This window comes from Gleimia europaea ACS-120-V-Col10b, assembly GCF_000411155.1.
GTDB classification, from domain to species: Bacteria; Actinomycetota; Actinomycetes; order Actinomycetales; family Actinomycetaceae; genus Gleimia; species Gleimia europaea_B.
Genome location: NZ_KE150266.1, coordinates 1046202 through 1068320, shown reverse-complemented (window position 1 = coordinate 1068320; position 22119 = coordinate 1046202). Strand labels below are relative to the sequence as shown.

The window sequence follows — 22119 nt, the reverse complement described above, 5'->3', positions numbered from 1 at the left end:
CTACTTGAGCGTTATTGTGCACCAACCTGGGCCAGGCGGCGCGCCAATAGTGCGAAGCGCGTGGTGGCTGTGTAAATCTTAGGGGAGCGCATTCGCGTCCAACAAACTAGTGCAAGGAGTTCAAATTGGGTTTCCTCAATGAGGATTTGCTAGAACGCATCCATTCGCGAGCAGAGCGTTACGATCGCGAGAACGCGTTTCCGTTTGAAGACTATAAAGAGTTGAAAGAGGCTGGCTACTACGCTGCATTCGTGCCAAAAGAGTACGGTGGTGCCGGCCTCACGCTCGCGGAAATTGCGAAGGAGCAGACCCGTCTAGCGAAGGCCGCTCCGGGCACGGCGCTGGGCATCAACATGCACCAGATCATTGTGGGCTTGGGACGCCACATGGTTTCGCGCGGAAATATGAAGGGCGAGCAGATTCTGCGCGGTGCGGCCGCAGGCGAGCTGTACGGATTCGGTATTTCCGAGCCGGCTAATGACCGCGTGCTACTAGGTTCGCTCACGGAGGCGCGCCCCGATGGTAAGGGCGGCTACTCGTTCTATGGCAAGAAGGTGTTCACTTCGCTGGCGCCGGCGTGGACGAAGCTCATGACGTTTGGTCGCGATTCGGCTTCAGCGGACGTGCCAAAGTCGGTGTTCGCAGTGTTGTCGCGCGAGGGCGGTGGCTTCCAGATTTTGGATGACTGGGACACGATGGGTATGCGGGCCACGCAGTCGAACTCCACGGTGCTTGAGGGCGCTCACGCGGATGAGGACGCGGTGCTTGCGCGCATTGACGAGGGGCCGTCGCTCGACCCGGTATTCCTCGGCATTTACGCGAACTTTGAGATCTTGCTGGCTGCAACCTACGCGGGTATTGGCGATCGCGCGGTTGAGGTTGCGGTAGAGACGGTGAAGAAGCGCCGTTCGGTTATGAACGATGCGCCGTATTCGGATGATCCGGATATTCGCCGCATTATCGCCACGGCGGCAGTGGAGATGGATGGTATCCACCCGCATATCGAGCACATTTCTAACGCTTTTGAGGCGTTTGAGGATCGCGGCTTCTTGTGGTTGCCACAGCTTTCGGCAGTTAAGCATCGCGCGGTTGAGGCCGCGTTGTTCTCGGTGCAGCAGGCTGTTCGCGCATGTGGTGGTTCGTCTTATTACAATTCTAGGGAGCTTTCGCGCCTCTATCGTGATGTGGTTGCGGGCTTGTTCCAGCCTTCGGATGCCGAGTCCGTGTATTCGGGTTGGGCGGCGATGCTACTGGGGCCCAAGTCTAAGTAGCTTCCGCTTGTTGAGGGGATCGGGTGCCTGCCCGGTCCCCTCTTTTGTTTGCATGCGGTGCGGGGGCGCGGTTTTTGCGCAAAGATAGAGGAAGCCGAAGGAGTTAGTGATGTCGCTAGGTGTTTATTCTGAGGTTGGGCAGCTGCGCGAGGTGATCGTGTACCGGCCGGGTAAAGAGATGGACCGGCTGACGCCCTCGAATATTGAACAACTGTTGTTCGATGACGTGTTGTGGTTGTCGCAGGCGAGGCGTGATCACAACGCGTTTGTGCAAACGCTTGCTGGCCAGGGTGTGAAGACCCTGTATTTGAATGACTTGTTGAAAGAGGCGTTGCGTAATGAGGAGGCCAGAAAGTACGTGGTAGATGCGGCATTCTTGGATGACTATTTCGGGGTGAGTGCGGCCATTGCGTTGCGTGAATACGCGGCGGGGTTGAGCAGTGATGACCTCGCGGATCTGCTGATAGATGGGCTGACTAAGCGGGAGCTTGAAGCCGAGCTTGGCCACGTTGAATCAACGTATTTTCACCGTTTCCAAGGTGATGATTTGGTGGCCCCGTGTTTGCCGAACTTGTATTTCACGCGCGATACGTCGATGTGGATGTACGGCGGCGTGTCGGTTAATGCGATGCAGATGAGGGCGCGCCGGCGTGAAACGATTATTTACAACGCGGTGTATGGCTGGAATCCGCGGTTTGTGGGCGAGAATTTCAAGTTTTGGGCGCGGTGGAGTGTTCGTGACGCCACGGTAGAGGGCGGCGACGTGTTGGTGCCTGGCAGGGGCGTTCTGCTTGTGGGGTTGTCGCAGCGCACAACACCGGCCGGGTTGGAGGGGTTGGCGCAGGCCGTGTTTGCGGATCCGGATGTGCATACGGTTGTGGGCGTGATGATGCAGCAGGAGCGCGCTCAGATGCATTTGGATACGGTGATGACGATGGTTTTGCCGGACACTTTCATGGTGTATAAGCATTTGGGACTGTTGGATACGGTTGTGATTCGCCGGGGTGCGCGCGGTGGTTTGGATGTGCGCGTGGAGGATGCGGCGAATATGCATGGCGTGTTTGCGAAGGCGTTGGGCGAGCCGGATTTGCGGTTTATTTCTACGCCGGAGACGGGGCCGAATGCAGAGCGGGGCCAGTGGAATGATTCGTGTAACCTGCTGGCGGTTCACCCCGGAGTGGTGCTTGCGTATGACAGGAACGAGGCTGCCAACGAGTTCCTCTCGGCGCAGGGTGTTGAGGTTTTGACGGTTCCTGGTGGGGAGCTTGGCCGTGGCCGAGGAGGCCCGCGTTGCATGTCTTGCCCAATATCTCGCGACCCGGCCTAGCGCGCTGGGCCGCGAGATCAATGTGTTACCGCCCGGTAAGCCCCCACTCGGAGGGGATCCCAACCCTACGAAATTCGGGCAGTAGCGCGGTTGCGCAACCGGCCAACAAGTTCAGGCCAATGAACACTGCCAATGTGATGGTGTATCCGAATGCGTCAAGTCCGACTCCAGCCATGATCGGCGCAAGAGGCAAAAGCCCGGCGTTGATGAGGCCGGCTGCTGCCCCGATGGAGCCGATTTGATCTTCTGGGATTTGGGCAATGCACCATCCCGATGCGGCGGAATTAAATAGGGGCACACTAAGCGCGGCGATCGCTACAAAAATGAGAACCACGTAGAAGCTGTCGATCACAAGCAGGGGAGTGAGCGCCACACCCTCAAAAATTAGGGAGGCGATGGCTAGTTTTCCCGTGGGTACGCGGCTAGTTATTCGCCCTGCTATAAGCGATCCGATGATCATTCCAACAGCAATCGCTGTGGATACAAGTCCAATTCGAGCCTCGTTTGCCCCACTTGCGGCAAGACTCAAGATAAGCGTTTGAATGGTTCCGTTGAGTGCAGCTGCGGTAATGGCAACGAGTACGGTCAAAGTGGTGATGGTCGGGTGGAATTTCAGCCATCTGAAGCCTCCCGTAATCTGATCGCGCCCGCGAAGTGCCTCGGTGGTTGCGTCGACGTCTTCTTCTGATAAGGACGGAGTATTTGAGGTTTGTGCCCTGCCTGGCCTCAGATCGGCTTTGATAGTGCGCGAGAAAAACCACGCAATGCCGTGCCCGATGGTTTGTGCTACGAATGGGGCCCAGACCGAGAGGGCCACGAGAAATCCTCCCACCGGGCCTGAGGCCATCTGGATGGCTCCATCGCGCGCTTGATTGGCGGCGAGGGCGCGAGGTAGTTGCTCGCCCGGTACGAGTTGGCGTAGCGCGGGAATCGACACTCCGCCAAAGAATCCGCTACGCAGGCCGGATACTGCTGCGAGTATGAACAACGCGGCCGTGTTGAGGTTGCCGGTCAGGTAGGCAACTATGGCGCTTGCCCAAATGAAGACGCCGAGCCCGTGCCCAACCACAAGCAGTTTCTTTCGATCAACACGGTCGGCTACTACTCCTCCTGGTAAGTACATGAGTAAGGAGCTGATCATTGAAACGCCACCTATAGCTCCGGCAAGGCTAAGCGATCCGGTGATTGCAAGCCCGATAAGGGGCATAGCAAAAGCTCTTATCGCATTCCCAGCGTCTGCCGCGACGTCTGAAACGAACCATTTAAGGTAGTCCGCGTTGCGGTGTAAAGGTTTCGCTACCGTGGTATTCGCTGTTTTTGTATAGGTTGCTTCGTTGATGCTCATGGCAACAACCATAGATCGGCAAATAAGTTTGCGCAAGAGAACTTGCGCAAAATATTCTGTATTGTTTATTTATGGCGACTAACGGCGAAGTTTTGTTAAAAACGCTGGCAAATTCAAAACGAATGGATATTTTGTACCAGCTTGCATTTCATGATGAGGGCGCGCGCGTCAGTGATCTGGCGCAAGCGCTAGGAGAGGCGCCAAACTCGGTGTCTTATCATGTTCGCGAACTGGCAAAAGCAGGAGTTGTTGAAAAGTTTGATGCTCCGGGTGGTGACGCGCGTGAGACTTGGTATCGCGTTGCAGGAGAAGGCATCAAAGTTGATTCTTCCACTGAAGCCGGTGGTCGGGATCTGGGCGCTGTTATCGAGCAGCTTTATGACTCGGTTGGCAACTCGTCGGTGGTTAGTCGTTATCGTGCAGCAGCGGCAAATGCTCCAGGCGGAGATGATGTTGTTTTTGGTTTTCAGAATGTACTCCGTCTAACTGAAGAGCAGAAGAATGAGCTTTTTGCAGGGTTGCGTAGTGTTTTAGAGCGTGCGATGAGTCAAAATGACGAGCATAAGAAGCGTCTCGCCGATGCGGATGAGCGTGAGGAGGCCCTGCAAAACACCGAACGGGTCTATGTGAGTATTGATTACTTCCCGGTGATAGAGCAGGGCGAGTAGGCGGGTTCCTTTTATGCTAGAGGCCGCGGCTTGGTGTGGAGTTGGCCGTGTGCGGGTTTGGCGGGTAGCCGGATTTGGTTGTGTCTTTAGTGCGTAAAGGTGAATACGCGGATTCGCTGTTCATGTTTAATCGTTAAAGATGTGCAACCGGGATTTCTCTTCATGTTTAAGCCTTAAAGGTGATAACCTAGCAACTCTGTTAATGGATAAGCCGAAAGGGTGAACATGGGTATCTTCACTGAAGCTAAATGGGAAGCTGACCCCACCCTTCCTGGACGATCTAATAGGCGCGGCGGATCGTACTGGTATTACTTGCCTGATCGGTTGACAACGCTTCAAGTCTCGATCAGTCCTCAGCTGAGCGAGGAGATCGCTGCTGTTGAGCGTCGCGTCCTCGGCCTAGCGCAGGCAGATGGCATCACGGAGCTTGAAGATTTGTCCCGTTTTTTGTTGCGTTCCGAAGCCATCGCATCCTCGCAAATCGAAGGAATCGCGCCTGCGGCGAAACAGGTCGCTTTGGCAGAGATCGGTGAAGCAGAGGACATTCGGGGAATCTCTGATGCGGCGAAGCTCGTCGCCCGGAACATGACGGTGGTTCGAGAGGCATCGGATCGCCTTGCTCGATCGCAAAGTGTTACTGTCACCGATTTAGAGCAGCTGCAAAGAGCGCTACTGGGGGCTGAGCATCCGGCAGTTGGGATCCGAACGGTCCAAAACTGGGTGGGAACGTCGAACTATCATCCAATTCCAATCGGCGCGGAATATGTGCCGCCGGCGCCAGGCCTCGTGCCCAACTTATTGGAAGACCTATTGTCCTATCTGAATGGTGCGACGCACGGTCCACTTGTGCAGGCCGCGCTCGTTCATGCGCAGTTTGAATCTATTCACCCATTTGTTGATGGCAACGGGCGTGTCGGGCGTGCTCTGATCCATACGGTTTTGACTCGCCGCGGCCTCACTTCAAGTCGCCTGCTGCCAGTTAGCCTCGTGCTGGCAACATTTCGAGAACAGTATGTCGCCGCTTTGAACGATCTTCGTTTTGAAGGATCACCTGAATCGCCCGAGAATGCTAGGCGGATCGCTGAGTGGATAAAACTATTTTCGAGGGCGGTGGACGAGGCTGTGACGCAGGCTGAGGATCTGCGGGCACAGCTGTTGCTACTGGCTGAGCAGTGGCGCGGGCAGCTCGAGGCTTTCCGAGCGGCTAATAATTACACGCGCGCGTTGCGTTCAGATTCGGGCGTGGCGCGTATTTTGGGGCGGCTTGCGGGCACTCCGGTTTTGACGGTTAAGACGGCAAGCCAGATTTATGGCTTGTCGGTTCAGAATGCTTCGGAGGCGTTAACCCAGCTAGCTGACGCGGGTATCTTTTTTACTCGTTCGATTGCGCGTGGAACTACGGCGTTTATTGCGAATGAGGTCTTAGATCTTGTAACGCTTAGCGAGCGCCAGCCTGCATCAACTCAGTTTGATACGCGAGTAAGCAAACCTGTGAGGCAGGTTCCTAGGTTCCCTCGCAGTTGAGCCCGATACAGGGGCTCCCTCGTAGTTGAGCCCGATAGTTATCGGACGGAAGCGCGCCCGCCTCGTGGACTGATTTGAACTCGTTGGCAGGTTTGAATTCGAGGTCTGTTTGAGATCACGGGCTGGTTTGAGCATAAAAGGATCCCTCACGTACCCGGCAGAGCTACCGTATCCTTGCTGCCTTCCGGTCCTGGGGAGGTTCGAGTGATACCGTCACGCGAGGGATCACGCTCAGTTTACTAAACCGTGCGGCGATTACAAAAGGTGGAGGCTTGCCGGCTGTTCGGTGAGGAGAAAGTGAGTGCCTGCCTGCAGGTTATCAACGGTTGAGGTGCAGCGGTTCCTGCAGTGGCTTGAAACTGAACTGTTTGGTGCCCGCGTCGTTGACTTCGGAGGCGGTGACGCCGTAGACCTCGCGGATGAGTTGCGGCGTCAGGATGTCTGCCGGATCGCCTTTGGTGTGCAGGTGCCCGTTTTTGAGGATGATGGCGTTGTCGCAGTAGCGTGCAACGAGGTTGAGGTCGTGCAGGATAATGACGGCGGTGTCGCTGACTTCTCTGATGACGCTCAGGATTTGATGCTGATATTTGACGTCGAGGTGGTTGGTGGGCTCGTCAAGAAGGATGCATTTGCATTGTTGAGCGAGTGAGCGGGCGATGAGTACGCGCTGGCGTTCTCCTCCAGAAAGGGTGTGAACGTATCGGTTCTGGGCGTAGCTCATCCCGACGGCAGCCAGGGATTCACGGGCGATCTCATGGTCGGTGGCGTTGTAGCCTTGGATGTCTTTGCGGTGGGGCGCTCGTCCTAGTAGCACGATGTCCATGACGCGGGTTTGGTCCATGTCTTGTTCGAACTGTGAAACGACTGCGACGCGTCTAGCAACTTGGCCCGGACTGAGCGTGTTCAGTGCCTGGCCATTGATGGTGATTCTCCCCTCGGATAGTTTTTGCGCAGCGAACAGGGATCTCATGAGGGTGGTTTTCCCAGAGCCGTTGGGGCCGGCGATTCCGAGGATTTGTCCTCGAGGTACCTCAAAAGAGACGTTGGTGAGCACTTGGGTATCCCCAAACCGGACGCTAGCGTTTTCTATCTTGAGGGGAGAATCAGTCATCGGTTTATTTCCCTAGTTCTTTCAGTTGCGCGGCTAGCTCAAGGGCACCGTGGATTGCCGTAGGTGAGGCGTAGGCGGCGGCTGATTCGGCGTAGATGATGTTGCCGTTCTTCACGGCTTTCATGTCGTTGTAACCGGGAATCTTTGCAAGGCGTTCCAGCGAGCTTTCTTTTGTTGCCCCGCCCATGCCGGTGAGCACGATGATGACGTCGGGGTCTGATTTGACGAAAGCTTCAGGCGCGATAGGGCCTTGGTGGGGATGGTAGTTCGGGTCGATTGCGGTTTCTAGGTTGAGGGTTTTGTTGATTTCTCCTACTACGCCTTGGTTGCCGTAGCTGAACAGCTCGGGGTCTTCCCCGTAGTAGTAGGCGTAGGAAACTTTGCGTCCTTGACCAATTTTTTCGCTGCTGACTTGCTCTAGTTGGGCTTTGAGGTCAGCAACAGTGGCGTCGGCTTTATCGGATGTGCCCATGAGCTGCCCGAGTTGGGTCACTTCTGCCAAGATCGCATCGAAGGACTCGTTTTCTGGTTGATCCGGGTAGAAGTACGCGCATTCTGGTGCGTCAACGACGGCAGGGATGCCTTTAGCTGCGACTGCCTCGGGGCTGGAGTTTTCAGAGCTGAACCCGCCACCGTAGGCCAAGTCAGGCTCCAGTTTCAGCAGAGCTTCCATTGAGATGGACTCGTTGGAGAGCACGTCGATGCTGTCAGCTTTTGAGCCAATCCACGCTGGTGGTTCTTCGCCCCATTCGTTGGCGCGGCCGATGATGGAGTCCTGTGCGCCGGCGGCGAACAGGTAGGCCAAGCCGGTTACGCCCATCGAAACGGCTTTCTTCGGGTGCGTGTTGAAGGTGGTTTCTACCCCGCAGTTGTTGATGGTAATAGCGCCATTTTCGGCGTTGTTGTTGGGCTTGTCAGTTTCTGAGCAGGCGGTTAGCGCGCCGGCGGCGAGCATAACGCCAAGAGTGCCAGCGATGATTTGTTTCTTCATCATCACGGGTTGTCCTTTCTGTTTTCTATTTGGAATATCTTTTGATTAGAGCCATTAGCATTGGTGTTCCTACAAGCGCGGTGAGGATGCCGATAGGTATTTCGGCGGGCCTGATTATGATGCGAGTGCAGGTGTCGGCTATGACAACCAGGAGCGCGCCACACAAGGCAGCAATAGGTAGCGCGGCTCGGGTTGTGGAGCCAACGAGTTGTTTGGTGATGTGGGGGACTACGAGGCCAACGAAGCCGATTGCTCCGGTGAGGGACACAAGGACGGCAACGGTTAAGGCTACGACGAGGAACAGAAGGTTGCGGTAGAGGCGGGGGCTTGTCCCGAGCGAGATTGCCGTGTCGTCGCCAAGGTTGAGTATGTCCACCCGCCTGCCCCACATTGTGAAGCAGGCGAGGGCGATAATGACCACGGTGGCAGCAAGCGCGGTGTCACCCCAACTGGCGTTGGATAGAGAGCCGAGCGTCCAGAACATGACTGATTTGGTTCCGGCAGCGTTTTTTGCCATGAGCGTGATCAGGCTGGTCAGTGCCGAAAATAGGTAGGTGGTTGCCATACCAGCAAAAATGATGCGCGTAGGGGTGATTTTTCCACCGGCCGAGGCCAGAAGGCTGACGAGGATGATGGCTGCTAATGCTCCAAGAAAAGCGCCGATGGTGACGCCCAGTGCGGATAGTACACTGCTGGAGGTGCCCAGGACGATTACGGCGGCCGCGCCGGCAGACGCGCCCGACGAGATGCCGAGGATGTAGGGGTCGCCCAGTGGGTTGCGCAAAAGTGATTGGGTTATGAGGCCGCATATGCCAAGTCCGGCACCAACTATTGCTCCAAGAACAGCGCGGGGGAATCGGACTTGCCCGATGATTTGGGTGTCAACGTCGTTGGTGGGCGTGTGAAATAGGGTGGTTTTTATACCTTCGAGCGCTGCGGACAGGGAGATGTCAGTGGCTCCTACGATTACCGCAACAACAAGGGCGCACACCAGCAGGACAGATAATGCGACGGCTAGGACAAGGCGTTGGTAGCGCTTAGTTAACATGGTGCGCTCATGCCTTTCATGCTTGCACTAGCTGTCGCAACATAACCCCCATGGATTTGCGCGGTCAGAGCAGTTCCTCCACTGACGTGGAGCAAATTTCCCTCAGATAAGCGGATCTGTTCTAGAAGCTGGGCGATGCCTGCGCATACCTCATTGCGCTGCAAAATCTGCGGGTTCACAAGCCCTCCTGGCTGGTGTGATAAAGCTGTGCGCTCTTGTCATGCTGAGAGAAACATGCCAAACTGCACTTAGGCAAGCCTAACCTAAGTTAAGTTTGGTGGCTAGTCCTGCTTTCTTCAGACACGCGAAGGTGGATAACCATGTTCATGAAGCAGCGTTTAGTGATGCGTGCCGCCGGACTGTCCGTGAGGCTGTTGGCTCCCGCCGTTTTGGTGGGCGTCCTCGTTTCTGGCTTGTTCATTGCCACTGCGGTGTGTAATGCGATCCTGTTCAACGAACTACTCACTACCCGCCACATGCCTACAGTGATGGGCCTGATCGTAGCTATCGTCATCTTGCTTTTGGTTCGCCCACTAGTACAGGTGGGCGGGCAGCTGTTACAAAACCGTGCCGGACTGGTGGTGAAAAGCCGGTTGCGACAAGCCCTCCTTGAACAAATCGACGCTCGCGGTCCCATGCGGGCGGGGTTTGGCCGTTCTGGGCAAATCCAGTCGGTTGTGACTGATGGGGTCGAGGCAGTGGAGCCCTACTTCGTTAAATACTTCACCCAGCTGGCGGTCACTGTTATTACCGCTACAGGGTTGACAATAGCTATCGGAACAATCAGCCCGTTGATTGCGGGAGCGCTATTAATCTGCGGCGTCGCTATTATCGCTATCCCACGGCTATGGGACAAAGCCCTTTCCGATCGGGGGCAGTCCCACTGGATCGCGTATGAGGATCTCAACGCGGACTTTGTGGACGCCATGATGGGAATGGCAACGCTGAAATCATTTGGGGCCGCCCAAAATCACGGTGAGAAACTAGCCAAGCAATCACGCCAATTGTTGTCAACAACAATGGGCCAGCTTCGCCTTTCGCTGGGAGAGACCGGCCTATCGAGCATGATGAAAGTGCTTGGCCCTGCTCTTGGTTTGGTCATCGCTATCAGTTTGATACGGGCGGGGGACATGCCGATGAGCCACCTGTTCATCATCACTTTGTTATCGATTGAGTTGTTTCGCCCGTTCACCGCATTGTCAACATGTTGGCATGAGGCCTTCTTTGGGATTTCTGCTCTGCCAGCAATGAGTGAACTATTCGATCAAGAGGGTGTCCAAACCAAATCCTCCGTAGCGGTTGAACGTCATCATGATGGCACTGGGGTGTCTTTCATCGATACTAGCTACACGTACTTGGGTACTGTGGAGCCCGCGCTTTCAAACGTCACGTTCGACGCGCTACCAGGGAAGACAACTGCTTTGGTCGGCCTGTCCGGGTCGGGTAAATCCACAGCATTGGGGCTATTGATGGGTTTTGACCGCCCCGGCAGTGGAACGATCACAGTTGGAGGCGTGCCAGCAGACCAGCTGGACATTGCGCAGGTAGCTACCCTGGTTCCGCAAGATCCCATCATCTTCCCTGGAACTATCAGATCCATATTGGCTGAAGCTAATCCGAAAGCGGATGACGAGGCGATGATGAACGCCTTAACTTTGGTCTGTGCTAACGATTTGCACCAGGATGTCAGCGGTGAAGCGGGGAACGATAGTGTGCTTGACCTGGTGATTGAGGAGCACGCTCATAATCTTTCTGGGGGACAGAAGCAGCGGTTAGCGATTGCGCGCGCTCTGATTCGCCAGTGTCCTTTGCTGATCCTCGACGAATCTACGTCCGCGTTGGATACTCAGACGGAAACCACTGTGCTTTCCAATATCCGCCGCGCCTACCCAGACCTCACGCTGATTCTGGTTACCCACCGCACGGATGCCGCTGCGCAAACGGATCACGTTGTGGTGATGGGAGATGGCCGCGTGCTCTGCGCTGGTGCACCCCAGATTCTGGCTGGTGAAGACAACGCGTGGTCACAGCTTATCGACGCACAGTTAGGAGCCTGATCCGCCATGTTTTCTACGTTTAGCGACTTCATTGCGCTGATGAAACGGCTACGCGAGTGCGTTCCTCTTTTCGTTGCTTCCACGATCGTTACTGCTTTGGCGCAAATCAGTGTTGTGGGCGTATCGGTTACGTCCGTGTGGGTTTCAACCCGGTTCATTCTTGACCCGGCTCATGACCTCACGCCGCTGGTGACTTTGCTGTTCACTTTGGTGGTGGTTCATGCGGTCAGTACCCTGTTTGAAGTGTGGTGGTCGCACGAGGTTGCCTACCGAATTTTGCACACTTTGCGAGTGCACATCTATGGGGCTATCGAACGAATCGCGCCACTCGGGCTCCACGGGAAACGCACTGGCGATGTGGCGTCAGCGGCCATGAATGATGCGGAACAGCTTGAGTGGTTTTATGCGCACACTGCGTCTACCGCAATCTGCGCGGTGTTCTCGCCAGTAGTGTTCACTGGTATTCTTGTTAGCTTTGTGGGGCCGCTCGGGCTGATCATGCTAGTTCCCACTATCGCTATGATCGTATTCCCCTTCATTCTCATGCCCATTCAGCGTATGCAGGGCACACATATGCGTAGTCAACTAGCTGAATTGCGGGTTGCGGTGTTGGATTCCATTCAGGGTCAACGCGAGTTGCGTTCCCTCGGAATGGTTGAGAAACAAAACCAGCTTATTCTTGACTTGACGCGTCAAGTGCAGGCCACAAAAAATGCGCAAACTATGCGGCAAGCGTGGGAGTCAGCGTTCGCGATGATCGTTACCACGATCGGATCTACCATTTTGTTAGTCATTCTCACTGGACGTGTGCTTGATGGCAGTTTGGAGGCGGCGATACTTCCCGTTGCTGTGGTTTTGGCGGGGCTTGTACCCACGCCGGCCACCACGTTGGTGGGGATGCTTGGACGCGTGGGAGAGATCGGTGCCTGTGCGCACCGGATTAATACGATTCTTCACGTGAAAGACCCGATTCCTGCTGTCCCGGAACCTCACCACACAACCTATGACGGGGAGGCAAACTACCTTGTTGTTGATAACGCCATGTTTGCCTACCAGCCTGACCTTCCGGTGGTAAATAAAGTGAGCCTCACTGCTACTCCGCAACGTTCTGTGGCGATAGTTGGTAAGTCTGGGGCGGGTAAAACTACTTTGGCTAATCTTGCTATGCGTTATTTGGATCCGCGTTCGGGGCAGCTGCGTTTCGATGGGAAGAATTTGCGTGGCTATGAGCCGAACCGCTACCGCGACAGGTTGACCCTGGTGCCTCAGGACTGTCATATTTTCGCTGGAACTGTGCGCGATAATCTTATTTTGGCGAACCCTAATGCTTCTGATGAGGATATTTGGCGGGCTCTTGCCGATGCGGACATTAGCGAGTTGGTGACTTCGCTTGGCGGGCTTGACGCGAGGGTGGGTGATAGAGGAACCACGCTTTCTGGAGGGGAGCGCCAGCGCGTTGGGATTGCGCGTGCTTTCTTGCGCAACCCGGATATGCTCATCCTTGACGAGCCGTTAGCTAATATCGATCCGTTCCTCGAGGCGTCTATTGCTAAGAACATTCGCCGCGCGCGGGCTGATCGCACGACGGTTGTTATTGCTCACCGGCTTGCTTCTATCCGGATTGCTGACCACATTATTGTTCTTGAGGATGGGCGCATTGTTGCTGAAGGGTCCCACGAGCAGCTCAAAAACAACCCCACTTACGCTTCTCTTCTTGGGAGCCAAATAAACTAGTTGGTTGACAGCTTGTTTCCACCCGTTGGCTTTTGCACCTTGAATTCGACACACCGGGAAACCTTATATTGGTTCCGCATCCGGCAATGCACGTGGGTTGTGGCAGCGCTGGGTCTCATACGCTGGCCTACGTAACCTCGCGGGTGAGTATCGTAAGCTGGAGCTACGCAAAGCCCAAGAAGGGGAGCTATACCTCGTCGATATTTTCGGTACTTAATCGTCGAGTTTTCGACACGAAATTAAATTGGAAGACGTTATCAAGCGCGAACCGTATTGGAAGCGCGTGCTTTTAGCTCGGTAGCAGGGTCTTAATGACAACTAGGATGAGGTAGTCATGAGTGAGTTAGACAAACGAAATGAACTCTCTGCAGCTCGGGTAAAAGCGATGTTGCTGGGGGCTGCTACTGGTGATGCTTTCGGAGTTCCTTTCGAGTTTCTCTTGGCAGATGAAATAGCGCAGTATTCATTGGACACGATGCGTGGTTCTGGTGATGATATTCCGGTTAACTCCCATTGGGGGCAGAAAATTCCTGCCGGAGCCTGGAGTGACGATACTTCAATGGCCGTGGCTACGATGGAATCCATTATCCGCACTGGTGGCGAACTGGATTTTACTGACCTGATGAATCAGTTTGTGGCGTGGTGGGAAAAAGGAGAATATAGCGCGCTCGACTTTCCTTTTGGTCTGGGCGGCACTGTTGCTATGGCGATTGGTCGCTTTGAGAATGGTGTGCCGGCGCTTGAATGTGGTGGAACTCGTGAGCGCGATAATGGCAATGGCGCGCTTATGCGTATCTTCCCTGTGGTGCTCTACCTGTTAGCGAAGCAAGCTGGCCGTGAAGAGAGGTGGGAGACCATTAGTAAGGCTTCCCGCGTCACTCATGGTCACGCTATTTCACCGCTTTCCTGCATCATCTATGGTGAGTTTCTTCGCGCAATTCTTCGCGGAGACGATGTAGAGAAGGCGTATCGAGCGGCTATTGTTCTTCCTTACGAGGACTGGTTGCCGGGTGACAAAGAGTGGCAAACAGCTCTGGCGGCACATAGGCGGATCTTGAGTGCAGAGCTAATCGGGCTTACGCCAAGTGATTTCAATGCGACTGGCTACGTGGTCGATACGTTAGAAATTGTCTTTTATTCTCTCCTTCATGCCGATACGTACCGTGAGGCTATGCAGACTGCGGTGAACTTTGGCTTCGATACTGATACTTACGCGACAATTGCCGGAGCGGCTTACACCAAGGTGGAAGCGATACCGCCACAGTGGCTGGCGCGTCTTAAACGCCGCGATTATCTTGAAGACTTAGCGCATCGCTTTTCTCAAGTCCTGAAGCTGAACTAAACAAGGGAACCCAATTCGTGGCGATGGCTACGAATGCGACTACTACCGCAAGGATTAGACGCGCCAAAGAGGCAACTCGCGCCAGTTGTCAGGTGCGCCTATGCGAGAAAACGGCACGATGGGATTGTGCGGGTAAGTGTCGAACAGCTTCGGTAGTCGGTCGGCTGGAGACAAGTCCAGTTGGCGGTGCAAGTATTGGATAAGGGAGAGCTGCCCGAACACGCGATTCATCCCTCTAGCTACCGGAGCCAGCCTGACGTCATTGTTCAGTTTCGGTTTGATGTCGTAAACACGGTTGAACATTCTTGCATGATGAGCTGCATAATTACGCAGAATATTCAAGGATTTCATCCATGATTCAAGCTGAGGACCGGTTAGGCCGCAGGGCTCGGCAATCCGTTTGCGCACGATATTGGGTGACATGCCGTACAGGTACGACAGCATCCCCCAATCCATGATTTCGACAGCTGCCCAGATGGGTAGAGTCCCGCCATATTTGGATTTGTGGTGGGCGACGAAGTCCTCCTTCGACGCTTTCAATGCCGACTGGTACTTTCTCAACCACACCTCGTGCACGCTACGCCCGTCTTTGTTTCGCTGCCGTGCCCGGGCACTCAAACGCTGGGGATCCAAATAGATCAGCGGGTCAAGGCGACCCAGTTCGTGACCGAGCTTGGTTCGAATAGCCAACTCCACGCGATCAAGCTCGATGAACACGCTGTGGCGCAATTGTTCATCAAACCCATAGAGGGCTACCACCAGGTCAAACGATGCTCCCTCAACGAATTCATCTCGGGCAGTGCCGTTGCCTTGGGAGAAACGACGCATCGGGTACCAGTATCCGGACAAGCGGTAGTAGTTCAATCGCGCCAGCAACGTCTCAGCATGCTGGGGATCATTCACTCGCATCCCACGCTGACGAAGCAATTCGACCTGTTCACTGTAGGTCTTGAACTGCTTCACCTGCTCCACGCGCACCCCTGTTTGATACGAAAAACGAAGACCGGCCCTGGACTCCCACCGAGGCGGGCAGCGGAACCGGTCATGTTGGTTACAAGGCTACCCGGTTGATGGCGCCGAAGCAATAGCACGGGGCACGGAGCCATCGGTACATTCACACACCAGTGTGCCCTCTGACCCGCCCGGATTCGCCGGGCCTCGGGGACGTACGGGCGAGAGCATTCCTCACACCGTGTCCAGTTTCCGTGCCTGCCGTGACTGCCAGGTGAGAGCATGGCGCATCCCACGCCCGCGATTGTCTACCCGACTCTCAGACAAGGAGCCGATCATGGCTACCGCGCTACTTGCGTTCACCTACCACGAGTTCGACACGATCCGAACCCTCACCTCGGGCGGATAGATCCTGTTGTGTGGCAAGGACGTGGCTACCGCCCTCCGCTACGCCAATACGAAAGATGAACTGGCGCGTCACTGCAAGGGAATCGTCACTCACTACCACCTTGAGACGACTGGGCTCACGATCTTGAACTGCCAATCAAATACTTCAACCACGATTTTCAGGAGGTCACCCCGTGAACACCCCCTTTGCCCTGCATGCCGCCACCCTCAGCGGCATGCAGGGCAACACGGCCCATTCCGCTGGTACACCCTCCTCAACCGCACAGAGGTCACTGAGAGGGCGACCTACTTTGTGTTTCGAGCTGGGCGGTCCCAGACTAATTCGCTCATTCCCTGACTAGATCAGCAATCCGTGCCACGTCACTATCTGGATCCTGGGCGGTCGTGTAGACGGTCACTTCGTAGTAGTTCGGATGCGAGATCTTCAATGACGACAGTGGTGCTTCTCTTAGACGAACGAGTATGAATCTCTCAGCTAGCAGATCCATGCTCTTGTTGTGGTCGATGTCGGCCTTGTCTCGGTGCCAGTAGCAGCCGTCATATTCGATGATGAGGCGTTTGCCTGAAGGAAGGCTGACCAAAAGTCAACGGTCCAAGATGAGTGCGTTTTGAAGTTCTTTGAATGGATTCGCGGCCCCGATTTAGCATTTCCCCAGTGCGCTAGCGCCGACGAATAGTATTCAAGCTCGATTTGTGATTTTCCGTTTTCGAGACATTCCGGGCATCGTGACCCGTTTACTCGTGCGCTTGGCATAGCACGCCAGACATGGCTTGCTTCGTTCCTGCAAACCCAAAGTGGGACTACTTCTAATTGCGTTGTGTTTGGTCGAATCATCCATGGAGATAATTGATTCTCCGGGGACCATTCCTCGGCCAGCTCCGGATAGTGATATGCCAGTGAGTCAAGGATCGTACGACAGATAGGGCACCGCCATCTGTCGTACTTGTCGCGTTCACGTGGCGTGGCTTGAAACTCGTGACCGCACACAGGGTCTTGCCACCAGACTGTACGACGAGACTCCGGCGAAATTTCTGCGAGTCGAAGGTTGCCGTTTCTCGTCGGGTGCCATTGACTGCTGATTTCGGGCGTCAAACGGCTTGACGATGGATCTGCATCCGCAGCTTTCGCGTTAGCTTTGCGCGTCTCAATCGCCTTGCACGCAGAACAGCCGCCGAAGAAGTAGCTGCGCGGGTCCCGGGTGTTGCGGTGCCCCGCCGGGCATCGAAATTTATAGCCGGGACCCCAGTGGTTCTGGATTACTGGCACCGTATCCGGCGGGGTATCATCATCCCATGCCGATAAAAGTACAGGCACGTCCGCGATAGTCTTTCCAGTGAGCGCGGCAATCTCTCTTTCCTGAGCAGCTTGCCGAAGCGAGGCGCACTGGGGACAGGAGAAGTTCTTGTTTGTAACGTCAAGGATGCGAGCCTGAAATGAGTGCCCTTCAGGGCAGATCCACCATGCTTCCTGCCGCCCTTTTAGTTTCGCAGTGTTCCACAATGATTCTTCGTTGCGTTGATGATCCCACCAGCTAATTGCTCGATTGTCTGAGTTCTTCAACAGGTTTGCGCCTCGGGCTTTCTTAGTCCCTGCCGTAGCTGTTTTGGGGTTACGTCGGCAGGGGCAACCCCAACCAATATCTTCGCTTCGCAGTGCTGCGATCCGCCCACAAAAGTTGCAGCGAGTGGCGTGCGGATCGTCTGCCAAACTGGGGTTCGTTAGAGGACCAAGATAGGTGTACCCATTCTCTTCAGCCTTCTTCCGGATAGCGGAAATACTCACCGGGTCATCGGTGATACCAGCCAGGGCACGTGCACTCTTTGCCCAAGCACGCCAGTAACACGCTCGGCAAACTGCCTCGCCATCATCAAGCCGATCAAGTACGTAGTCAAAGCGGTAGTGCGCTTCGAACCCACATTGTATACACCTAGTAAGTAAGTAGGCAGATGACTTCGTGAAATCCTCCAGCAGTGTCAGGCCTCCTTCACCATAGATTTCGCGAAGATGAACGAGGCACCACGTCGGTTTGGTTCTCGTGACAAACGCTCCAGAACGGCTACACCCATCTACGTTGCAAGGCCTCATTGCTATATCTCACCTCATTCGGTTCCAACCGACGTTGGTTGAACCAATCAAGCGGCTAAATCGTATTTCACGCGCGTTTACATCCGGCGTGTCATGAAGGTTTCCATGACCTGGAGCTACCCGATCGCGTCGCGCAGTTTCGCATACTTTTTACAGCGCCTGCGGATCTCATCGAGTGAAAGTGTGGTGGCCACATCGCCTTCCTAATTGTCTAACGCAATATTAGCCGGGGCTACGGCCAATAATTTGGAAGCGGAGCAAGCCAGGCGCGTCCTCGCTCTGAAACTGCCTTTTCGCTCATATCGACTGTTAACGTTGTGCTTGCCTGCTGACTCGTAGTAGACGCGCTAAAACCGTGCTATTCAGGCTTCGCACCCCCTGGAGAACATTCGGCATGCTTCCCGCTCAGTTTCCCAAAGCAGTGTGTTAAGTGGGAAGCTGGAAAAGGCTTCCCAGCTAGAGCTTTTTCACCTCGATGAGTGTTAGAAACCTCTGGCTAAATAAGAACCAACAAAATGACGCATACAACAAAGACACGAATAACGTCAGCGTTTCCAGTGGCGAAATATAGTAGGTAGTATGCGTGAGATTTATGAGCAGTTGGCTAAGGGATTGTTCCCAATTGCAGATCAAGTTCGAGATGATGGTGAGTCGGGTTTAGAAGAACTTGAGTACCTCTATAAGTATGATCCGGCCGCTGCAATATCATCGGCTTCAGACACTCTTATAAACCATGATGTGAAGTTGCCGGACCACCTGTATGAACTGTTCAAACAGGTCGGCCAGCCAGGCGACTACCTAGACGAAGACTTTGCTGATCTTGAAGAGATTTACCTGCGTCAGTAGCTAAACCCTTCCCTGTTGGGGTGGGCGAACTTTATTAGTCGATTAGCTTACAAGCCGCATCTAGCCACATATTCTTCAATAGTTTCTTCATCCGGACGATAAACCCAGGGTTCCTCAGCAATGGTTTCCGGTATAGGATCCAATCCTGCTTTTCGTAAGCGTGCTAAGACATCGTCAATGTTGTGAGAACCAATAACATAAATCTCGCTCATGTAGTCAGGAAATGCAGAGGGCTTTATGATCCATTCAAGATCGCGAAGTATTGGCTTTATTTGATCTTGGCTGATTTGGTCCTTGAAATGGTATGTGTAGTCGTCATCGTTGCCATACAAGACAGTCGCCCTCCTTTCATGAAGTAATTGGCCCGAAGCTGTCCGGGTGTCTGGGGTTAGCGGCGGCGTTTGGTTTTGATGAGCGCGTCGTTTTCCGTCATTTTGAGGTAGGAGTTGAGTAGGGTTTCGAGGCGTTCTTCGTTTGAGTTGAATGGTTTTTGGCGGAAGGCTCGGTCTACTGCTTTGTCTAGTTTTCGGTGTGCGGCTAGGAGCTGCGGGCTCATTGCGAGTGGGTTGTAATGGTCTGCTAGGGAACGTTCGGGGTGTAGGTTCCGTGCGTCGATGATGGCTTGGCCGCCAGCGATGATCTCGGCGCGCAGATTTTCAGAAACTTCTGGTAGCGGGAAGTTATTCCATACCACGGTGTTTGAGAAGCGAAGACGAGATTCTAGTCTGCCCCCAATGGTTTTCTGCCAAGTGATGAACATGGATGAAGAAACTATTCCGAATAGGTAGCCGTCGGGGTCAACAGCGACGAAGTTTGCGTTTCCCGAGATGACATCTGCCTCGAATCTCTGAGTTAGAAAGAATAGGCGTGTTTCCGAAACGTGAGCTGGGATGCAGAGGTAGGGTTGCGTAGGTTGTCTACGTTCAGCAAATAAATGTGGACTATCTGCAAGATCTCTTGTCGCCTGTTTTTTGCTGCTGAGCCGAAACTCTCGAACAGCGTTCAACCTGTCACGTAATATACCTGAGCGTTGAATATCTGCTGGGGTAGCATCTTCGAGCCACAAGCACCAACGGTCTTCACCATGTAGTAGCTCGCGAGCACCTACAAATTTCCGCAAATACTTCGTTGCAATGGGGTCATCTTTTATTCGGGCGTACTCTGCCACATCGACAATGAGATTTCTACCGTCAACAGGTTTCGAGCCGTAAGAAACCTTTGGAACAAAAGCGGATAGTGGATTTGAACGCTTCTTCACAAATAGGTTGGGTGCGTCCACCAAATAGGCGTTGATATTTTTGGCCGGAACTGCGGTGGGTTCGCCTTTAATGTCTGTGTAGGTGTAGAGGGTCGCGTTTCCGCGACGTTTCTTGTCCATGCCAATGATTACGCAGTGAACGGCAGCGGCGTCAGCGGCTTCGGAACTCCATGAGAAGGTTTGGTGCGCAAACTTTATGCGCCAACCATTGCTGAACAGCGGACCAAACAGGGATGGTACAGGTTGGCCTTGCGTGATCGAGTTTGTGGACACAAAAGCGAACTGGCCGTTGTTGACAAACCGGAAGTAGTCTGCCGCCTTTTTATACCAGCCGGTAACGTAGTCAAGGTAACCGTCGTACAGGTCACCCCACACCAGTTTCATGTCTTCGGTTTGGTCTACACCTTGCAGGTACTGGCCAATAAAAGGAGGGTTTCCAACAATGCGCACGCGATCTGAAGGTGGGAAAACTTGCTCCCAGTTAGTGCGTAGCGCGTTGCCCACGTGGATGCATTCAACTTTGTCGAGCGGCAGTGTTTTTGGGGGAGCGCCCAGCGACATTGCGAGCTTCTGGTTCGCTTGGTGATCCACCAGATACAAAGCGGTTTGTGCAATACGGGCAGGCCATTCCTCAATTTCTATGCCCGCAAAGTTTTCCAGTTTTACGTTTAGGTTTTCGCGCTCAAAGAAGAGGGTTCCGCCGGCACTGGGGTCCAGTTCTTCAAGACGTTTTAAAATGTCGAGGTCAAGCTGGCGTAGCTCACGGTATGCAACCACCAGGAAGTTTCCACAACCACACGCGGGGTCCATGATTTGTAGCTGGCCGATTTCATTGCGCAGTTTTTCAAGTCGTTTTACGTCGTGGTAGTAGGTCTTGAATTCCGTGCGGAGTTCGTCAAGGAACAGGGGCTCAATGGTTTTAAGAATGTTGATCTCAGTCGTGTAATGCTCACCCAGTTGCCGCCGGGCTTTCGCGCTTTTCACGGACTGGAATAGGGAGCCAAAAATTGCGGGGCTGATCTCTGACCAGTTGAACATGCAGGCTTCAATCAAAAGCTCTCGCATTGTTGAATCAAAATAGGGAATAGATGTGGATTCTCCAAAAATTCCGCCATTTACGTACGGGAATCGAGAAAGCAACGAATCCATATTCGCCGGCCTGACAGCTTCCGGCTGATTCATAATCTGGAACAGCATTACCAGCTGTGCACCGAGGTCTGTGCCGTCCTCGCGCGTTCGCTTCTCTAAGAATTCGTAAAACAGGTCACGCTCCCACATACCTGAATCGTCACCGTAAAGAGCAAACAGTAAGCGAACCAGGAACACGGAGGATTCGTGTTCAGAGTATCCGGTTTTCTCAAGCTCTGAATATAGGCGCCCCATGATTTGCGCGGCCCGAATGGATGCTTTTTCTTGCTCTACTGAGCCAAAAGCGCGGGTTTGGAAGCCGGCGAGGAACGCCAGGTCTTCCGCGTGCAAAGGCAGTTCCTCTAGCGGAAATTGAACAGTGTCGGCCCCGTCCTCGGCTTCGATATCAAGAATTCGGATCGTTTTGAAGTCGGAAGTAATAACGCGGCTGGGGCGTTCGATATCGCCCAGGTCTTCCATGTAGTCCAGAGCTTGAGCTTCAGCAGCCTCAAGATCCCTCCCTGCGGATTTCATCTCAATAAGAGCTAGGCCGGGAATCAACGCATCAATGTAACCGCGTCTGCCAGTTGAGGTCCGCTTCGCGCGCTTCTCGTACAAAGCCGCCTTGGTCTGCGTGATCCCGAACGCTCCAAGCAGGTCCCTGATGAACGACTGCGCCTGCTGACGCTCATCCCCGGGCTCCTCAGCCCAGTCTGCAACAACCTTCGTGCAGCGCCTGCGGATCTCATCGAGTGAAAGTGCGGTAGCCACATTGCCTCCCTAAGTGTCTAACGCAATATTAGCCGGGGCCCCGGACAATAATTTGGAAGCGGAGCAAGCCAGGCGCGTCCTCGCTCTGAAACAATCTTCTGGTATCGACTATTAGCTGCACTTTCCTACTGATTCGCGGCAGACGCGCTAAAACCGTGCCATTCCAACCTTCGCGCGCGATTTCAAGAACTTCCCACAAGCTTCCCACTTAACTTTCCAAAGTGGTATGTTAAGTGGGAAGTTAAGTGGGGAG

17 protein-coding genes and 1 other RNA gene are annotated in these 22119 nt (G+C 54.2%); 8 read left to right on the top strand and 10 right to left on the bottom strand.

The genetic code is table 11. The annotated features are described in order from the left end of the window. Window positions 1-125 precede the first annotated feature (125 nt). Both HMPREF9238_RS04880 and HMPREF9238_RS04875 read left to right on the top strand, forming a co-directional pair. Window positions 126-1271: an acyl-CoA dehydrogenase family protein gene (locus HMPREF9238_RS04880; protein ID WP_016444336.1), complete on the top strand. Its 1146-nt coding sequence runs from the start codon at window positions 126-128 to the stop codon at window positions 1269-1271. Window positions 1272-1380: 109 nt separating this feature from the next. Further along, on the top strand, window positions 1381-2598 hold the full coding sequence (locus HMPREF9238_RS04875; protein WP_016444335.1) for an arginine deiminase: 1218 nt from the start codon (window positions 1381-1383) through the stop codon (window positions 2596-2598). 25 nt (window positions 2599-2623) lie between these two features. Here the strand turns inward: HMPREF9238_RS04875 and HMPREF9238_RS04870 are convergent, their stop codons facing one another. Then, on the bottom strand, window positions 2624-3943 hold the full coding sequence (locus HMPREF9238_RS04870) for an MFS transporter (RefSeq protein WP_198009473.1): 1320 nt from the start codon (window positions 3941-3943) through the stop codon (window positions 2624-2626). A gap of 71 nt (window positions 3944-4014) precedes the next feature. Here HMPREF9238_RS04870 and HMPREF9238_RS08615 point away from each other — a divergent pair, with 71 nt between their 5' ends. Both HMPREF9238_RS08615 and HMPREF9238_RS04860 read left to right on the top strand, forming a co-directional pair. Then, window positions 4015-4611: an ArsR/SmtB family transcription factor gene (locus HMPREF9238_RS08615; protein WP_016444333.1), complete on the top strand. Its 597-nt coding sequence runs from the start codon at window positions 4015-4017 to the stop codon at window positions 4609-4611. A gap of 225 nt (window positions 4612-4836) precedes the next feature. Next, the gene (locus tag HMPREF9238_RS04860) at window positions 4837-6135 is read left to right on the top strand and encodes a Fic family protein (protein WP_016444332.1); all 1299 of its coding nucleotides are present in this window, start codon (window positions 4837-4839) and stop codon (window positions 6133-6135) included. A gap of 134 nt (window positions 6136-6269) precedes the next feature. Here the strand turns inward: HMPREF9238_RS04860 and ffs are convergent. The 4 genes from ffs to HMPREF9238_RS04845 all read right to left on the bottom strand — a co-directional run bounded on the left by ffs (window position 6270) and on the right by HMPREF9238_RS04845 (window position 9285). Next, window positions 6270-6365: signal recognition particle sRNA small type (gene ffs, locus HMPREF9238_RS08795), an RNA gene on the bottom strand. 89 nt (window positions 6366-6454) lie between these two features. After that, window positions 6455-7246: an ABC transporter ATP-binding protein gene (locus HMPREF9238_RS04855; RefSeq protein WP_016444331.1), complete on the bottom strand. Its 792-nt coding sequence runs from the start codon at window positions 7244-7246 to the stop codon at window positions 6455-6457. A gap of 4 nt (window positions 7247-7250) precedes the next feature. Continuing rightward, on the bottom strand, window positions 7251-8240 hold the full coding sequence (locus HMPREF9238_RS04850) for an ABC transporter substrate-binding protein (protein WP_016444330.1): 990 nt from the start codon (window positions 8238-8240) through the stop codon (window positions 7251-7253). A 22-nt stretch (window positions 8241-8262) separates the two neighbouring features. After that, a complete protein-coding gene (locus HMPREF9238_RS04845; RefSeq protein ID WP_016444329.1) occupies window positions 8263-9285 on the bottom strand; it encodes a FecCD family ABC transporter permease in 1023 nt (340 codons plus the stop codon). Window positions 9286-9611: 326 nt separating this feature from the next. Between HMPREF9238_RS04845 and HMPREF9238_RS04840 the strand changes: the two genes are divergently transcribed. The 3 genes from HMPREF9238_RS04840 (at window position 9612) to HMPREF9238_RS04830 (ending at window position 14418) form a co-directional block, all read left to right on the top strand. Continuing rightward, the gene (locus HMPREF9238_RS04840) at window positions 9612-11342 is read left to right on the top strand and encodes an ABC transporter ATP-binding protein/permease (RefSeq protein ID WP_232217598.1); all 1731 of its coding nucleotides are present in this window, start codon (window positions 9612-9614) and stop codon (window positions 11340-11342) included. Window positions 11343-11348: 6 nt separating this feature from the next. Beyond that, window positions 11349-13076: an ABC transporter ATP-binding protein gene (locus tag HMPREF9238_RS04835; RefSeq protein WP_016444326.1), complete on the top strand. Its 1728-nt coding sequence runs from the start codon at window positions 11349-11351 to the stop codon at window positions 13074-13076. Window positions 13077-13410: 334 nt separating this feature from the next. Next, a complete protein-coding gene (locus HMPREF9238_RS04830) occupies window positions 13411-14418 on the top strand; it encodes an ADP-ribosylglycohydrolase family protein (protein ID WP_016444325.1) in 1008 nt (335 codons plus the stop codon). Between the two features lie 54 nt (window positions 14419-14472). On the opposite strand, the gene HMPREF9238_RS04825 is transcribed toward HMPREF9238_RS04830, so the two are convergent. From HMPREF9238_RS04825 to HMPREF9238_RS09175, 3 genes are all read right to left on the bottom strand, one after another. Next, a complete protein-coding gene (locus tag HMPREF9238_RS04825; RefSeq protein ID WP_016444324.1) occupies window positions 14473-15390 on the bottom strand; it encodes an Abi family protein in 918 nt (305 codons plus the stop codon). Window positions 15391-15718: 328 nt separating this feature from the next. Continuing rightward, window positions 15719-15871, bottom strand: coding sequence for a hypothetical protein (locus HMPREF9238_RS08975; protein ID WP_016444323.1), 153 nt, complete (start codon window positions 15869-15871; stop codon window positions 15719-15721). A gap of 381 nt (window positions 15872-16252) precedes the next feature. Beyond that, window positions 16253-17863: a zinc-ribbon domain-containing protein gene (locus HMPREF9238_RS09175; protein WP_016444321.1), complete on the bottom strand. Its 1611-nt coding sequence runs from the start codon at window positions 17861-17863 to the stop codon at window positions 16253-16255. 579 nt (window positions 17864-18442) lie between these two features. Here HMPREF9238_RS09175 and HMPREF9238_RS04810 point away from each other — a divergent pair. Further along, window positions 18443-18709 (top strand): hypothetical protein, encoded by a 267-nt coding sequence (locus HMPREF9238_RS04810; RefSeq protein ID WP_016444320.1) that lies wholly within the window; start codon window positions 18443-18445, stop codon window positions 18707-18709. A gap of 47 nt (window positions 18710-18756) precedes the next feature. Here HMPREF9238_RS04810 and HMPREF9238_RS04805 read toward each other — a convergent pair whose 3' ends face one another. Both HMPREF9238_RS04805 and HMPREF9238_RS04800 read right to left on the bottom strand, forming a co-directional pair. After that, window positions 18757-19041, bottom strand: coding sequence for a hypothetical protein (locus tag HMPREF9238_RS04805; protein WP_016444319.1), 285 nt, complete (start codon window positions 19039-19041; stop codon window positions 18757-18759). A gap of 56 nt (window positions 19042-19097) precedes the next feature. Beyond that, the gene (locus HMPREF9238_RS04800) at window positions 19098-21866 is read right to left on the bottom strand and encodes a class I SAM-dependent DNA methyltransferase (protein ID WP_016444318.1); all 2769 of its coding nucleotides are present in this window, start codon (window positions 21864-21866) and stop codon (window positions 19098-19100) included. Window positions 21867-22119: the final 253 nt, after the last annotated feature.

Excerpts from the sequence above, each read along its gene's own strand:
- HMPREF9238_RS04875 (WP_016444335.1), top strand. The coding sequence starts at position 1,381 with ATGTCGCTAGGTGTTTATTCTGAGGTTGGGCAGCTGCGCGAGGTGATC.
- HMPREF9238_RS04870 (WP_198009473.1), bottom strand. The coding sequence starts at position 3,943 with ATGAGCATCAACGAAGCAACCTATACAAAAACAGCGAATACCACGGTA.
- HMPREF9238_RS08615 (WP_016444333.1), top strand. The coding sequence starts at position 4,015 with ATGGCGACTAACGGCGAAGTTTTGTTAAAAACGCTGGCAAATTCAAAA.
- HMPREF9238_RS04860 (WP_016444332.1), top strand. The coding sequence starts at position 4,837 with ATGGGTATCTTCACTGAAGCTAAATGGGAAGCTGACCCCACCCTTCCT.
- HMPREF9238_RS04855 (WP_016444331.1), bottom strand. The coding sequence starts at position 7,246 with ATGACTGATTCTCCCCTCAAGATAGAAAACGCTAGCGTCCGGTTTGGG.
- HMPREF9238_RS04850 (WP_016444330.1), bottom strand. The coding sequence starts at position 8,240 with ATGATGAAGAAACAAATCATCGCTGGCACTCTTGGCGTTATGCTCGCC.
- HMPREF9238_RS04845 (WP_016444329.1), bottom strand. The coding sequence starts at position 9,285 with ATGTTAACTAAGCGCTACCAACGCCTTGTCCTAGCCGTCGCATTATCT.
- HMPREF9238_RS04840 (WP_232217598.1), top strand. The coding sequence starts at position 9,612 with ATGAAGCAGCGTTTAGTGATGCGTGCCGCCGGACTGTCCGTGAGGCTG.
- HMPREF9238_RS04835 (WP_016444326.1), top strand. The coding sequence starts at position 11,349 with ATGTTTTCTACGTTTAGCGACTTCATTGCGCTGATGAAACGGCTACGC.
- HMPREF9238_RS04830 (WP_016444325.1), top strand. The coding sequence starts at position 13,411 with ATGAGTGAGTTAGACAAACGAAATGAACTCTCTGCAGCTCGGGTAAAA.
- HMPREF9238_RS09175 (WP_016444321.1), bottom strand. The coding sequence starts at position 17,863 with ATGAGGCCTTGCAACGTAGATGGGTGTAGCCGTTCTGGAGCGTTTGTC.
- HMPREF9238_RS04810 (WP_016444320.1), top strand. The coding sequence starts at position 18,443 with ATGCGTGAGATTTATGAGCAGTTGGCTAAGGGATTGTTCCCAATTGCA.